Source organism: Hafnia sp. CBA7124, assembly GCF_002355555.1.
GTDB lineage: Bacteria > Pseudomonadota > Gammaproteobacteria > Enterobacterales > Enterobacteriaceae > Hafnia > Hafnia alvei.
Window position 1 is genome coordinate 2,233,439 of record NZ_AP017469.1, and the last position, 13,893, is coordinate 2,247,331.

Here is a 13,893-nt window from a genome sequence, read left to right on the forward strand (position 1 = left end):
CTTTACGCCTTTTTGCATTGACGAGTATTGCAGGCAGAACCGTTTCGTCTTTTAACAGTTGTTTCTGCTGATGCTCAACTTATCGTAGTGACAATGTATGTAAAAAATAATGGGGCAGATTATTACATGTAATAAGTTGTCATGCCTCAGTAATTTATGCGTACTCAGTGATATGGTTACCAAATCGCATTTTTGCTTCATTCTAGATTACGCGCAAGAAATCCGCGCAGCGCCCAGAATAGCATTCAAGTGTTAAGTTTGTGTTAACGTAAGATTCAAGTTCATGATTAAAAGGCTCCATGCTAATAGTCTGGCTAATATCTACCCACTCTTTTGACCGTGAAATCAAGATATTAAGACCCGTTTTCACAATCTTTCTACTAATCCTGAACATAAAGCGATAAATTTTATTAAATATGGCCTGCAAACGCATGGGAACAGTGGATCATCAGTTATATTTTCAGTAGGTTATAGGTAGCTATGTATACCTAAAGTAGCGAGAGTTTCGACTCTGTGTAAAAAAGGTATAGCAAACACTGAGCTGTAAGGCTCTGACGGTCATCGCTATCTCAGGATGACGCTCATCTTATTGACAGGTGAAAAGGGAAGATTATGCGTATTGGTATACCCAGAGAGCGGTTGGCCAATGAAGCCCGTGTAGCAGCCACGCCGAAAACGGTAGAGCAGCTACTGAAATTGGGTTTTACCGTGGCGATCGAAAACGGTGCTGGCAAATTAGCGAGCTTCGATGATGCGGCATTCCAGCAGGCTGGAGCCGAAATTGTTGGTTATGAAGATATTTGGCAATCTGACGTCATTTTAAAAGTGAATGCGCCAGAGGATGAAGAAATTGCTCTGATGAATCCGGGCAGTACTTTAATCAGCTTCATTTGGCCTGCGCAAAACCAAGATCTACTACAAAAATTGGCAGAGCGTCAGGTTACCGTCATGGCGATGGATTCCGTGCCGCGTATTTCTCGCGCCCAATCCCTCGACGCCCTGAGCTCCATGGCAAACATCGCGGGTTATCGTGCCATTGTTGAAGCCGCGCACGAATTCGGGCGCTTCTTTACCGGACAGATCACCGCCGCAGGTAAAGTTCCTCCTGCCAAAGTGATGGTCATCGGTGCTGGCGTGGCTGGTTTAGCTGCGATCGGTGCAGCGGGAAGCCTAGGTGCCATAGTTCGCGCCTTCGATACACGCCCTGAAGTGAAAGAGCAGGTGCAAAGCATGGGCGCTGAGTTCCTTGAGTTAGACTTCGAGGAAGAGGCTGGCAGCGGCGATGGCTACGCTAAGGTGATGTCTCCGGCATTCATTAAAGCCGAGATGGAACTGTTCGCCGCTCAGGCGAAAGACGTGGATATTATCGTTACCACGGCGCTGATTCCGGGTAAACCTGCTCCACGCTTGATTACCAAAGAAATGGTTGAATCCATGAAGCCGGGCAGCGTGATTGTCGATTTGGCGGCGCAAACCGGTGGTAACTGCGAATTGACCGTCGCGGACACGGTAACCGAAACGCCAAACGGCGTGAAAATCATCGGCTATACCGATCTGCCAAGCCGGTTGCCAACGCAGTCTTCTCAGCTTTATGCCACCAACTTGGTAAACCTGTTAAAACTGCTGTGCAAAGAGAAAGACGGCACGCTTAACGTTGATTTCGACGATACCGTTATTCGCGGTGTTACCGTCGTTAAAACCGGTGAAGTGACGTGGCCAGCACCGCCAATTCAGGTTTCTGCTCAGCCAAAAGCGAAAGCAGCTGAACCTGTTGCGGCCAAAGAGCCAGAGAAACCGGCTTCTCCATTCAAAAAATATATCATTCTTGCCGTCGCCATTATCCTGTTTGGTTGGCTGGCGAATGTCGCACCAAAAGAGTTTCTTTCGCACTTTACCGTTTTCGCGCTTTCGTGCGTGGTCGGTTATTACGTTGTGTGGAATGTCAGTCACGCACTGCATACGCCATTAATGTCGGTAACCAACGCGATTTCAGGGATTATCGTTGTGGGGGCGGTGCTGCAAATTGGCCACGGCGGCTGGATCACTTTCTTTGCTTTTATCGCCGTGCTGATTGCCAGCATTAACATTTTTGGTGGATTCACCGTGACTCAGCGCATGCTGAAAATGTTCCGCAAGAACTAAGGGGTAACACATGTCTGGAGGATTAGTTACTGCAGCATACATTGTTGCCGCAATCCTGTTTATTTTTAGTCTGGCGGGTCTGTCTAAACACGAAACGTCCAAGCAGGGTAATATTTTTGGCGTAGTCGGGATGGCCATTGCGTTGATCGCAACCATCTTTGGCCCCGATTCCAGCAACGTTGGCTGGATCATCGTTGCCATGGTGATCGGTGGTGCCATTGGTATCTATCTGGCGAAGAAAGTCGAAATGACCGAAATGCCAGAGCTGGTTGCCGTATTGCACAGCTTCGTGGGTTTAGCGGCCGTACTGGTCGGCTTTAACAGCTTTATCGAGCACCAGCCGGGTTCAATGGAACATGTGATGGAAAACATCCATCTGACCGAAGTGTTCCTCGGCATCTTCATCGGTGCGGTCACCTTCACCGGTTCTATCGTCGCATTTGGTAAACTGCGTGGCACGATTTCATCTAAGCCACTGATGTTACCAAGCCGTCACAAGCTGAACTTGGCTGCGCTGGTAGTCTCTTTCCTGCTGATGGTATGGTTCGTTAATACCGGTAGCACCAGCGTTCAGGTCATGTGCGTACTGCTGATGACAATCATTGCGCTGGCGTTTGGTTGGCATTTGGTGGCCTCAATTGGCGGCGCAGACATGCCGGTTGTGGTTTCTATGCTGAACTCCTATTCCGGTTGGGCCGCAGCGGCTGCGGGCTTCATGCTCAGCAACGATTTGCTGATTGTAACCGGTGCGTTGGTGGGGTCTTCCGGTGCCATCCTGTCTTACATTATGTGTAAGGCGATGAACCGCTCGTTCTTCAGCGTTATTGCCGGTGGTTTTGGTACCGATGGTTCATCCACGGGTGAAGATCAGGAAATGGGTGAGTACCGTGAAACCACGGCTGAGGAAGTGGCTGAGCAGTTGAAAGGCTCTTCATCTGTGATTATCACCCCAGGCTACGGTATGGCCGTGGCTCAGGCGCAGTATCCGGTGGCAGAAATCACCGCGAAGCTGCGTGCCATGGGCGTAAAAGTTCGCTTTGGTATTCATCCCGTTGCCGGTCGTTTGCCTGGTCACATGAACGTATTGCTGGCAGAAGCAAAAGTCCCGTATGACATCGTGCTAGAAATGGACGAGATAAACGACGACTTTGCTGATACCGATACCGTTCTGGTTATTGGCGCGAACGACACGGTAAACCCAGCGGCAATGGAAGATCCACGTAGCCCAATCGCCGGTATGCCGGTGTTGGAAGTGTGGAAAGCGCAGAATGTTATCGTCTTCAAGCGCTCAATGAATACCGGCTATGCTGGCGTTCAAAACCCATTGTTCTTCAAAGACAATACCCAAATGCTGTTTGGTGATGCGAAAGCCAGCGTAGAAGCGATCCTTCGCGCGCTGTAATTGCCTGTAATAAAACACAAGGGCCGCAATAGCGGCCCTTTTTACATCTATCGTCTAGCGGCTTAGTTATTCGTCATCATGTTCATCGTCGTCATCTAATTCAACGGGCGACTGGAAACCATCAGGCTTAATGGCCAGCAGGTCACATTTCAGATGGTCGATCACATGTTCTGCGGTATTGCCAATAAATGCCGCGGAGATGCCGGTTCGCCCTAGCGTACCAAGCACCACAACGCCCGCGTTCAAATGGTCGGCAACGTCAGGGATCACTTCTTCAGGCAGGCCTTTTTCGACATGCGTACATTCTTCTTTCATGCCAAATTTCTGCCGCAACGCTTTCATCGCCAGCAGATGCTGTCCGCGAATCGCATCGTTATAAATACTCGGATCAAAGTCCGGCAGTTCGATGGCGATATTAATTGGCGTAACCGGGTAGGCACCAACCAAGTGCAGAGAAGTATGGTCCACGTGCTCCGCCAGTTCGAGCGACTCTTTCACTAATTTAATGTTTAGCGGGTCATGATAGGGCTCTTCGCTCGACAGATTGACCGCCACCAGCGCTGTACCGTGCTGCGGCCATGGCTGGTCTTTGACCATCCACACAGGGCAAGGACATTTACGTAATAAATGCCAATCGGTAGGGGTGAAAATAACGGACTCCAAGCGATCGTGCTGATGTGCCATCTTGAGCAGCAAATCGTATTTACCGCTGATGACTTCCTGAATAATCGCTTCAAAAGGACGGTTATGCCAAACCACCTTGATATCAATTGGCACGCCAGCTTCCAAATAATAGCGACACTGCTCTTTGATCCACGCCGAACGCTGGCTGATAACGCCCTGACGCATAGAGGTGCGCTCATTTGGCGACAACAGCGTTGTCATTTCGTAGGAAAAATCATAGATAGACAGGAACGCAGTAATGCGCCCACCGTTTCGTTGGACCAGATAAACAGCACGACGTAACGCCGGTTGATCATCCTGATTGGGGTCAATAGCCACCAGAAGATTCTGATACTTCGCCATACCGCCTCCTCGCTAACCCAAAAAATGTGCGCATGGCACTGTTTTATCGTCCAAGGGACAAAACCATACAATAGGCCTTACTCGTTAAGAGTAAACCATGATGCGCAAACAAAGTAGGGGAAGGAAGAGAACCGGATCAACTAATCAGAAAAAATGCTTTCAGAATAATGATCCGGTTGGATATGAAGATTACTCGTTGGTTGAGCGAGGGTTGCCTGCCAACAGCGAAAGGGCGTCTACGTCTTGAATGGTGATGTATTTGCCCTTAACGCTTAAAATTTCACTCTTCTGGAAACGACCCAGCAGACGGCTGATGGTTTCAACGGTCAGACCCAGATAGTTACCGATGTCGCCACGCGTCATGGTCAAACGGAACTCACGCGGTGAGAAGCCACGCTGGGCAAAGCGGCGAGAGAGGTTATAGATGAAGGCTGCCAAACGTTCTTCGGCATTTTTCTTCGACAGCAACAGGATCATGTCCTGATCGCCTTTGATTTCACCGCTCATTAAACGCATCATCTGCTGACGCAGGCTCGGCATTTTACCTGAGAGATCGTCCAGTGTTTCGAATGGGATCTCACAAACCATTGAGGTTTCAAGTGCCTGAGCAAAACTTGGATGTTGCTGGGTACCGATAGCATCAAAACCCACCAGATCGCCCGCAAGATGGAATGCGGTAATCTGTTCATCACCTTGTTCGGTAATGGTGTAGCTCTTGATGGTTCCGGAGCGAATGGCATACAGCGATTTCAGCTCGTCACCGGCTTTAAACAACGCCTGACCTTTCTGAATCGGCTTTTTACGCTCAATGATATTGTCAAGCTGATCCAGCTCGTGCTCATTAAGAGTAAAAGGAATGCACAGCTGGCTAATGCTGCAATCCTGACAATGGATCGCACAACCGCCAGACTGGATACGACGAATGACGCGCTTTTCCGGAATCATAGGTAATGCCCAAGCAATATTGATATTGGTCAATTTTAACATCTTTTAGGGCAGAGAATAAACCCTGTTGTTGATCCAAACGATAATTCCACGATTAAGTCAGCCTAAATTTAAGAAATGTGACCGAAATTAAGTTCTTTTTATGTGACAACGTCACTCAATAAGCGTGAATTTGTTGTTATGTTGTGAGTGAATTATTTTCAGTGTTAAATTTTAGCAAAGAAAATAACCATTTAGTTTTCTGCATGAAGTCGAAGTTTCATCGATAAAAGTCAATGGCGGTGCGGTTTTGAGCGTAGCATGTAAACCTTGAAGGTTAATAATTTGTCTCTATTCGTGAAATAACGGTAGCGCAGCCTAAATGAAGTTTAAATAATTTCTCTCAATGAATATTTTTTTCCTTTTTTGCGAACTCACGACAAAAATGAGCAAAAGAGAAACAGAAAATACCAGCATGCAGCTCACTTAGTTCAATAAGCTATATCAGACCATTTTTGATTATTTGGCCCGTACAGCAAAACGCTTTAAAAATGGCGGATGTTTTCTTGTTTAAAGAAAGGCCATGAACTTCCAACAACTGAAGATCATCCGCGAGTCTGCGCGTTGCAACTTCAATCTCACAGAAGTCGCTAACATGCTCTATACCTCTCAGTCGGGAGTTAGTCGCCATATCCGTGAGCTAGAGGATGAGCTGGGGCTGGAGATTTTCGTGCGCCACGGCAAGCGCATTCTGGGGCTTACAGAACCGGGGAAGGCGCTGCTGACGGTCGTTGAACGAACATTGGACGAGGCTAGCAATATTCGGCGCATTGCAGAGGACTTCACCCAGCAATCGTCAGGTATTCTGGTCATCGCCACCACACACACCCAAGCGCGTTACAGCCTGCCTCCGGTATTGAAAAATTTTCGTCAGCGATTTCCACAGGTGCGCTTAGTGCTCAATCAAGGCTCGCCGCAGGAAATTCGCGCCATGCTACATAACGGCGATGCCGATATTGGTATCGCCAGTGAGTGTTTAACGGAGTCGCCTGCCATTGCCGCTTTTCCGTGGTTTAACTGGCAACATGCGCTTTTAGTTCCACGAACTCATCCGTTGGTTGAATTGCCGATTACGCTGGAGAGCGTGAGCCAATTTCCGTTAATAACCTATCGGCAAGGCATCACTGGGCGCTCACGTATCGATCAGGCGTTTAGCGCGGCGGGGCTAGCGCCTGATATCGTGCTTAGCGCTCAGGATTCGGACGTGGTCAAAACCTACGTTGAACTGGGTTTTGGCGTTGGGATACTGGCTGAACAGGCGTGTCAGCAGGGGGCGACTCAGCAACTGGTCACGCTTGATGCAAGCGCTCTTTTTGCGCCAAATACGGCGTGGATTGGGGTGAGGAAAGGGCAGATTCAGCGTGATTATGTCTGGCAGCTCATTGAATTATGTAATCCAGCATTAACTCCTGCGCAAATAAAAACGCAGGTGATGCAGTTTGAAGACCCATCGATTATTGATTATCAAATTTGATTTCAGCCATTGAACATTACGGTGGTGATAGCCCCGTATAAAGCGTGAGCTATCACCACACTTGCCGAATTTCAAAAACCGCTAGCGATGATTTAACCGCTTTGACAGCTTGTCTCCGCTGAACTGCAACACGGTAACCAATGCAACCAGCGCCACAATCACCGTAAACATAACCTGCGTATCAAAGCGCTGATAACCGTAGCGATAGGCTAAATCACCCAGCCCACCGGCACCGATGGCACCGGCCATGGCGGAGGCGTTGATCATGGTCACCAACGTGATGGTGAAACCACTGACAATGCCCGGTAATGCCTCGGGCAGTAAAACGTGCCAAATGATGTGCAGTCGCTTGCAGCCCATCGCCTGTGCAGCCTCCACTAAACCATGATCAACTTCCCGCAGGCTTACTTCTGCGATACGCGCAAAGAAGGGCGTTGCGGCCACGGTCAACGGCACCACGGCGGCCCAAACACCGTAGGTCGTTCCGACAATTAATCGCGTAAAAGGGATCAGCGCAACCATCAGAATTAAGAAAGGCACGGAGCGAAATAAATTCACAAACCAGCCCAATACCTGTTGTATCCGCGGCGCTTCATAGAGTCCGTTACGGCTGCACACCACCAAAATCACAGCCAGTGGGAGGCCAATCAGCAGCGCCAGCAGTGATGAAACGCCCACCATCAATAGCGTATCAATAAATCCTTGCCACAAACGATCAAGCTGAATAGACATAGCCTAATGCCTCCACGCGGGTAGCGACTTTTTGCGCTTTGTTTATCAGCGCAGTAGCACCGAATTGGGGAATAGCGGTCAGTAAAACGCTGCCTACAGTACGCTGTTGGATGACATCCAGAGAGCTGCTGATAATCTGCACGTCATGGCCTAAGGCCTTCACCAAGGCACTGAGGTTTGGGCGGCTGGCTTCAAATCCACTGTAGCTGAGCCGTAACAACAGCGCATCACGTGCAGATTTTGGGTGCGGATGTAGTTGAGCTTGGATATTTTCCGGCAGATTCTGCCTCGTCGGGGTAAGCAATGTTTGCGTGACCTCATGTTGAGGCTCACCAAAAACCTGCCAGACATCGCCGGATTCAATCATTTCGCCGTGTTCGAGGACGACTACGCGGTCGCAGATTTCACGGATCACTTCCATCTCGTGGGTAATCAGTACAATCGTGAGCTTTAACGCTTGGTTGATGCTTTTAAGCAATGCCAGAATAGAATGCGTAGTCTCAGGATCGAGCGCCGAAGTGGCTTCATCGCACAGCAAAATCTCGGGATCATGCACTAAGGCTCGAGCAATACCCACGCGCTGTTTTTGTCCCCCTGAAAGCTGCGCTGGATAAGCATTGTGTCGCACCTCTAAACCTACCAACTTCAGCAGGCTATCGACCTTTAATTTTCTTGCCGCTGCGCTTACGCCCGCGACCTTGAGCGGCAACTCGATATTTTCACGTACGGTTTTGGCCGAAAGTAAGTTGAAGTGCTGAAAAATCATGCCGGTACGGCGTCGAAAGGCAACCAGCTCATCTTCATTCAATGCGCCAATATTGACACCGTTCACAGCCACCGTTCCCGATGACGGATTTTCTAAGCGATTTAGCGTGCGAATCAGGGATGATTTTCCTGCGCCACTGCGGCCGATAATGCCAAATATTTCACCGCGCTGGATAGTCAGATTAATGTCTTTGAGCGCCTTCACGCCGTTGGCGTAGGTTTTGTTCAGATCCGTTAACACAATATGATTGTTGAGAACGTCAGGCACATTTTCGGTTTCTTGAATTTCTTGCTGTTCTAGCACCGCTGGCTCCCGCAGGCTTTCTGCCAGCATAGCGGTGTTGAACATCGAGAGTTGAAGCGCCGATAGGCGAAGCATAGAAAGATTCATCATGGTTATGCGCTCCAGCCAGGCTGATACAGCTTGCCGTAAAATGCGTCCAGCTTGGCGCGGACAACCGGAGAGTGCTGATAGATATCAACAAACTTACGCAGTCTAGGATCGGCTTGATGCCCATCGCGGATCACGAATTGAATGATGTACTGTGGATGGTCAATGCCGTCAAACAGCAAAGCGCTTTCCGGTGCCACGGTATTGGCCTGACGCAGATAGCTTGGGTAGCCCTGAGCTAAGTCCACGTCGTCGAAGGAACGAGAAAGTTGCACGGCTTCAATTTCTATAATCTGAATTTTCTTGGGATTGCTGATGATGTCATCTTGGGTCGCTTTGTAATCCACGCCGGGTTTCAGCGTAATTAATCCCGCTTTTTGTAACAGCAATAACCCGCGTCCGGCATTTATCGGATCGTTGGCGATAGCGACTTTCGCACCGACCGGGAGATCGGAAATCTTGCTGTATTTTTTTGAATACAGGCCGACATTGTTAATGATGGCGGGCGCGTATGGCACGAGATGCAAACCACCTTGCTGATTGGCATTTTCCAAGAAGGGCTTGTGCTGGAAAAGATTAACGTCAATATCACCATTTTCTAGGCTCACGTTGGGCGCGATCCAATCACTGAACTCGATCAGCTCAACGTTCAAACCCTGTTTTTTCGCTTCGGCAACGGCCACCTCAAGCGGCGGTGCGAATGCTGCCGTGGTGCCTAGTTTTAACGGCCCTTCGAACTGCGCGGCGGCGAATACGCTCTGAACACTCAACAACAGCATAATGGCCAAAGTTCCGAGTTTTATGTGCGCTAACTTCATGGTTCCACCCCTGTAAATAGCAAAATTAAGATGCTTGTTTTAACCTGCAAAAGCTTGCAAAGGCTGCGGTTGATAACGTCGTTTAGCGGCTGGGTGCAACGCAGTAAGCTGTGCGCCTTGGCCAAAAAGTTTGTGCCGCAGCGCGCCTTCGGCGTACTCGGTTTTGTAGACGCCGCGTGATTGCAGTTCAGGCACCACTAAATCGATGAAGTCGCGGTAGCTGCCTGGATTTACGATGCGCGTGAGGTTAAATCCATCCACGTCGGCTTCATCAATCCACACTTGTAGCGCATCCGCGACCTGCGACGGTGACCCGACAATCACCGGATAACGCGCGCCCAACGCATGCTGTTCAAGGAGGCGGCGTTTAGTCCAGCCGCTGAAAGCCTTGGTTACGGATTCAATCGCCTCAACTTTTCCCGCCACGATAGGTTCATCCAAATCAAACGAAGCCAAATCGATCCCGGTTGAGCTGGAGAAATGTGCCAATCCGGCTTCAGGGCTGGCATAGCGCAGATACTCGTGATGCTTTTCTTTCGCCTCAGCTTCGGTTTTAGCCACAATAACGCCCACGCCCATGAACACTTTGAGCGAATCGGCACGACGACCCGCGGCGACGGCAGCCTGACGCAGCGTATTGACCTGAGCTTTCATGGCCTGCGGCGTAGCGCCATTCACAAAGGTGCATTCTGCATGGCGAGCCGCGAATTGAATGCCGCGTTTGGAACTTCCCGCCTGATAAAGCAGCGGGGTGCGCTGCGGTGATGGAGAGGTGAGGTGATAGCCTTCCACGTCGAAGAATTCACCATGATGTTGAATAGAATGAATTTTAGTACTGTCTGCATAGATTCGGTTTTGACGATCGGCCAGCAGCGCATCCTCTTGCCAACTACCTTCCCAAAGCTGGTAAAGCACATCAAGATATTCGTCAGCCATGTCGTAGCGGCGGTCATGCGGGATCTGCTGAGTTTGTCCCATCGCTCGCGCAGCGCTGTCGAGATAACCGGTCACAATGTTCCATCCGGCGCGCCCTTGAGTCAGGTGGTCAAGCGTAGACATCCGGCGTGCAAACAAATAAGGCTGTTCGTAGCTAAGATTGGCGGTAACACCAAACCCTAAATGTTGTGTAACGCTCGCCATGGCGGGTACCAGCAGCATCGGATCATTCACGGGAAGTTGAATCGACTCCCGCGCCGTTAGACCAATGCCTTGCTGGTATACGTCGTAAACGCCCACGATATCGGCAATAAACAGGCCGTCAAACAAACCGCGTTCGAGCAGTTTCGCCAAATCGAGCCAATAGTTCAGGCTATTAAAATCCGTCGAGCGATCCTCGGGATGCGTCCACATACCGTGATGGATATGCCCAACGCAGTTCATGTTGAAGGCATTCATCAAGATCTGTTTTTTCTGCTGGCTCATCAGATCGTCCCTCGGCGCGGCGGGCGTTGCCCATTGAGGTAAAAATTCCCAACCGCATGATATTTCCAGCGAACTGGATCGTGCAGGGTATGGGTACGCGCATTGCGCCAATGGCGATCGAGGTTATATTCACGCAGCGTGGAACGGCTCCCGCCCAGTTCAAAAAGAAGGTTACCGGCTGCCAGCGCTACCTCGGTGGTATGCGCGCGCGCCTGTGCAACATCAATAGAGGCCTGCGCCACGCTATCCGCCGTTGGGTTATGTTGCGCGGTATCAACCGATAAACCGGCGATTTCCAGCAGCGCATCACCCGCACTCAGGCGTGCGGAAATGCGTCCGATTCGTTCCAGCGTCAAAGGATCGTCAGTGGCGGCACTCACGCCGGAGTCTATCCACGGGCGCCCATGCTCACGCACAAATGCCAGCATATCTTCGTAGGCCGCGCGCGCGATGCCTTGATCGATGGCGGCATGCAACAGCTGTGCAAAGGGGCCAACGGTGGTTGGACGCTCAAATGCGGTGTGGAAAGGCACGACGTCATCAATATCAACTTCACAATTATTGAGTAACACCGTGCCGCTGCCGGTGGTGCGCTGACCAAAACCTGACCAGTCATCAATAATGGTCAGCCCTTCAGTCTGTCTAGGTAAGAAAATCAGCACTTCGTTGCCGTCTTCTCCCAGTGCCAGAACCGGAATGCGCTGGGCATAAATCGCGCCGGTGGCATAAAATTTACGGCCGGAAAGTAGCAGTTTATCGTCGCTGCGATACAGATGAGTGCGGCGTGTATGGGCATTCGGTGTGCCGAACTCAGCCAATGCATTACCCAGATGCACGCCGTCTAAGACCTCCTGATATAGCCGTTGCTGTTGCGCCTGAGTGCCATTGATACGCAAAACTTCCAAGGCATAAAAATGATTTTGCGGCACCTGACCAATAGAGCCGTCAGCCTGAGCCAAACGGCTCACCACCTGTGCCAACGTGGCGCAGGACACATCGGCACCGCCGAATTGCGCCGGAACGGTGATACCCCCTAAACCACTGCTGAACAGCGTATGCAGTTCAGTGTCAGGCAAGCGTCGCTCTCGGTCACGCAGCGCCGATTCGAGGGAGAATGCCTCGGCTAAACGTTGTGTCAGCGCTAATATTTGGTCTGTCGTTTCTAATCTGGCCGCAGGCGTTTGCGGGCGAACCTGTGTTGTCATAGCAAAATCATCCTGTGGTTGAATTAAATCCAAGAGTGGCGGGCAGGAAATATGCCATTAAGGCGATACTGGCCGATGGCGTGAAACTTCCAGCGCACTGGATCGTGTAGCGTGTGAGTGCGGGCGTTACGCCAATGACGGTCTAAACCAAATTCGGCCAACGTCGAGCGACTACCTGCCCACTCAAACAGTTTTTCACTGGCCGCGAGGGCAATATCCGTGGTTAAGACCTTGGCTTCTGCGACGGCAATAGAGGCATAGGCGGCACTTTCTGCCGTTATCGGCGCTGATTGCGTCTGATCCAAGATACTCGCGGCTCGTTTTAATAGGGCATTTGCGGCATTCAGTTCGATAGTTAAACGACCAACGTCGGCAATGATGTAAAGGTCGTCGCTGTTACGGTCTACGTTGGCATCAATCCAAGGGCGTGAGCGTTCGCGTACAAATGATTTCGCTTCTTCTAAGGCTCCGTGGGCGATACCCGCATCGATAGCAGCCTGAATAAGCTGAGAAACTGCGCCCTGAATATTCGGCTGCTGTGAAATAGGGGCGAGGGCAATCACATTCTCTGGAGCCACTAACACGTTGTGCAGCTTAATCGTTCCGCTGGCGGTGGTGCGCTGTCCCATACCCGACCAATCGTCGACGATATGCAGACCTTCCGTGTGTTTAGGAACAAAAGTGATCACCGGTTGTTGATTATCATCGATAGCTTTAATCGCCACCCAATGAGCAAACAATGCACCGGTAGAATAAAATTTCTCACCGTTTAATACTAAGCCCGCTGCGGTTTTGGTTAGGCGTGTGCGCATATCCAAAGTATCTTTTGTTCCGCGTTCTGGGCCGCCATTGCCAATACGCCATCCTGCGAGTACAGAACCGTATAATCTTTTTAATTGTTCTTCTGAGGCCGTAATACTTAATAGTTGCAGAATGCCAAAGTGGTTTTGCGGTATTTGCCCCAGCGCCGGATCAACGGCAGAAATAATCCGGAAAACTTCAGCAACGGTGGCGAAAGAGAGCTGCGGTCCACCAAATACTTTCGGAATCGTGATGCTGCCAAGGCCGCTGTGCGTGAACAAGTCGAGCGCAGCGTGCGGTAATACATGCTGCTGATCGCGGTGCTGAGCCTCTTCTGCGGCAAACTTCGCCACCTGCTTGGCGGCTTCTATCGCCTCACGCTCGGTGGTGATTATTTTGGCTGGAAATACCGCCGAATTGTTTTGGTATTTATTTTCATCAGGCGTTAATACGGGCATATAGTATTCCTTATGGTTCTTATCCAAAATTTAGGCAATAGCAGCCCGCATATTGAATATATGAAAAATGAAATAACGCTAGATATTGAGTTATGACTTATTACGTTTAGTTATTTATCTTGTCTTAGGCTTATAGCGTCTTAAAAACGTTTAATTCGATAAAGATATAATTAACGCAATAATGTAATCAGATAGTAATAAGTATTAACGCTTTATGTAAAGCAGTTGCTTAGCCTTATTTCAGCAATGCTTAGTTAATTTTTGATTTTAGAT

General features: G+C 49.9%; 11 protein-coding genes. 3 read left to right on the forward strand and 8 right to left on the reverse strand.

Features of this window, described 5'->3' with window-relative positions:
* Nucleotides 1-612 precede the first annotated feature (612 nt).
* On the forward strand, nt 613-2,142 hold the full coding sequence (gene pntA, locus CPY98_RS10285; protein ID WP_025801338.1) for a Re/Si-specific NAD(P)(+) transhydrogenase subunit alpha: 1,530 nt from the start codon (nt 613-615) through the stop codon (nt 2,140-2,142).
* A 10-nt stretch (nt 2,143-2,152) separates the two neighbouring features.
* A complete protein-coding gene (gene pntB, locus CPY98_RS10290) occupies nt 2,153-3,544 on the forward strand; it encodes a Re/Si-specific NAD(P)(+) transhydrogenase subunit beta (protein WP_025801339.1) in 1,392 nt (463 codons plus the stop codon).
* A 66-nt stretch (nt 3,545-3,610) separates the two neighbouring features.
* On the opposite strand, the gene uspE is transcribed toward pntB, so the two are convergent.
* Together uspE and CPY98_RS10300 are read right to left on the reverse strand one after the other, a co-directional pair.
* Nucleotides 3,611-4,570 (reverse strand): universal stress protein UspE, encoded by a 960-nt coding sequence (gene uspE / locus CPY98_RS10295; protein WP_025801340.1) that lies wholly within the window; start codon nt 4,568-4,570, stop codon nt 3,611-3,613.
* 189 nt (nt 4,571-4,759) lie between these two features.
* Nucleotides 4,760-5,515 (reverse strand): FNR family transcription factor, encoded by a 756-nt coding sequence (locus CPY98_RS10300; protein ID WP_038502821.1) that lies wholly within the window; start codon nt 5,513-5,515, stop codon nt 4,760-4,762.
* Between the two features lie 562 nt (nt 5,516-6,077).
* On the opposite strand from CPY98_RS10300, the gene cbl reads away from it, so the two are divergent.
* Entirely contained in the window at nt 6,078-7,028 is a 951-nt protein-coding gene (gene cbl / locus CPY98_RS10305) for an HTH-type transcriptional regulator Cbl (protein WP_096387589.1), read from the forward strand.
* Between the two features lie 81 nt (nt 7,029-7,109).
* Here cbl and CPY98_RS10310 read toward each other — a convergent pair whose 3' ends face one another.
* From CPY98_RS10310 to CPY98_RS10335, 6 genes are all read right to left on the reverse strand, one after another.
* Entirely contained in the window at nt 7,110-7,760 is a 651-nt protein-coding gene (locus tag CPY98_RS10310) for a methionine ABC transporter permease (protein WP_040044957.1), read from the reverse strand.
* Complete coding sequence (locus tag CPY98_RS10315; RefSeq protein WP_231899459.1) at nt 7,744-8,919, reverse strand: methionine ABC transporter ATP-binding protein; 1,176 nt, start codon at nt 8,917-8,919, stop codon at nt 7,744-7,746. Before CPY98_RS10315 ends, CPY98_RS10310 begins: the two co-directional genes overlap by 17 nt.
* 2 nt (nt 8,920-8,921) lie before the next feature.
* A complete protein-coding gene (locus CPY98_RS10320; RefSeq protein WP_096388745.1) occupies nt 8,922-9,695 on the reverse strand; it encodes a MetQ/NlpA family ABC transporter substrate-binding protein in 774 nt (257 codons plus the stop codon).
* A gap of 78 nt (nt 9,696-9,773) precedes the next feature.
* The gene (locus CPY98_RS10325) at nt 9,774-11,156 is read right to left on the reverse strand and encodes an LLM class flavin-dependent oxidoreductase (protein WP_043493197.1); all 1,383 of its coding nucleotides are present in this window, start codon (nt 11,154-11,156) and stop codon (nt 9,774-9,776) included.
* The gene (locus CPY98_RS10330) at nt 11,156-12,361 is read right to left on the reverse strand and encodes an SfnB family sulfur acquisition oxidoreductase (RefSeq protein ID WP_096387591.1); all 1,206 of its coding nucleotides are present in this window, start codon (nt 12,359-12,361) and stop codon (nt 11,156-11,158) included. Before CPY98_RS10330 ends, CPY98_RS10325 begins: the two co-directional genes overlap by 1 nt.
* Before the next feature lie 23 nt (nt 12,362-12,384).
* Nucleotides 12,385-13,620: an SfnB family sulfur acquisition oxidoreductase gene (locus CPY98_RS10335; RefSeq protein WP_096387593.1), complete on the reverse strand. Its 1,236-nt coding sequence runs from the start codon at nt 13,618-13,620 to the stop codon at nt 12,385-12,387.
* Nucleotides 13,621-13,893: the final 273 nt, after the last annotated feature.

Excerpts from the sequence above, each read along its gene's own strand:
- pntA (WP_025801338.1), top strand. The coding sequence starts at position 613 with ATGCGTATTGGTATACCCAGAGAGCGGTTGGCCAATGAAGCCCGTGTA.
- pntB (WP_025801339.1), top strand. The coding sequence starts at position 2,153 with ATGTCTGGAGGATTAGTTACTGCAGCATACATTGTTGCCGCAATCCTG.
- uspE (WP_025801340.1), bottom strand. The coding sequence starts at position 4,570 with ATGGCGAAGTATCAGAATCTTCTGGTGGCTATTGACCCCAATCAGGAT.
- CPY98_RS10300 (WP_038502821.1), bottom strand. The coding sequence starts at position 5,515 with ATGATTCCGGAAAAGCGCGTCATTCGTCGTATCCAGTCTGGCGGTTGT.
- cbl (WP_096387589.1), top strand. The coding sequence starts at position 6,078 with ATGAACTTCCAACAACTGAAGATCATCCGCGAGTCTGCGCGTTGCAAC.
- CPY98_RS10310 (WP_040044957.1), bottom strand. The coding sequence starts at position 7,760 with ATGTCTATTCAGCTTGATCGTTTGTGGCAAGGATTTATTGATACGCTA.
- CPY98_RS10315 (WP_231899459.1), bottom strand. The coding sequence starts at position 8,919 with ATGATGAATCTTTCTATGCTTCGCCTATCGGCGCTTCAACTCTCGATG.
- CPY98_RS10320 (WP_096388745.1), bottom strand. The coding sequence starts at position 9,695 with ATGCTGTTGTTGAGTGTTCAGAGCGTATTCGCCGCCGCGCAGTTCGAA.
- CPY98_RS10325 (WP_043493197.1), bottom strand. The coding sequence starts at position 11,156 with ATGAGCCAGCAGAAAAAACAGATCTTGATGAATGCCTTCAACATGAAC.
- CPY98_RS10330 (WP_096387591.1), bottom strand. The coding sequence starts at position 12,361 with ATGACAACACAGGTTCGCCCGCAAACGCCTGCGGCCAGATTAGAAACG.
- CPY98_RS10335 (WP_096387593.1), bottom strand. The coding sequence starts at position 13,620 with ATGCCCGTATTAACGCCTGATGAAAATAAATACCAAAACAATTCGGCG.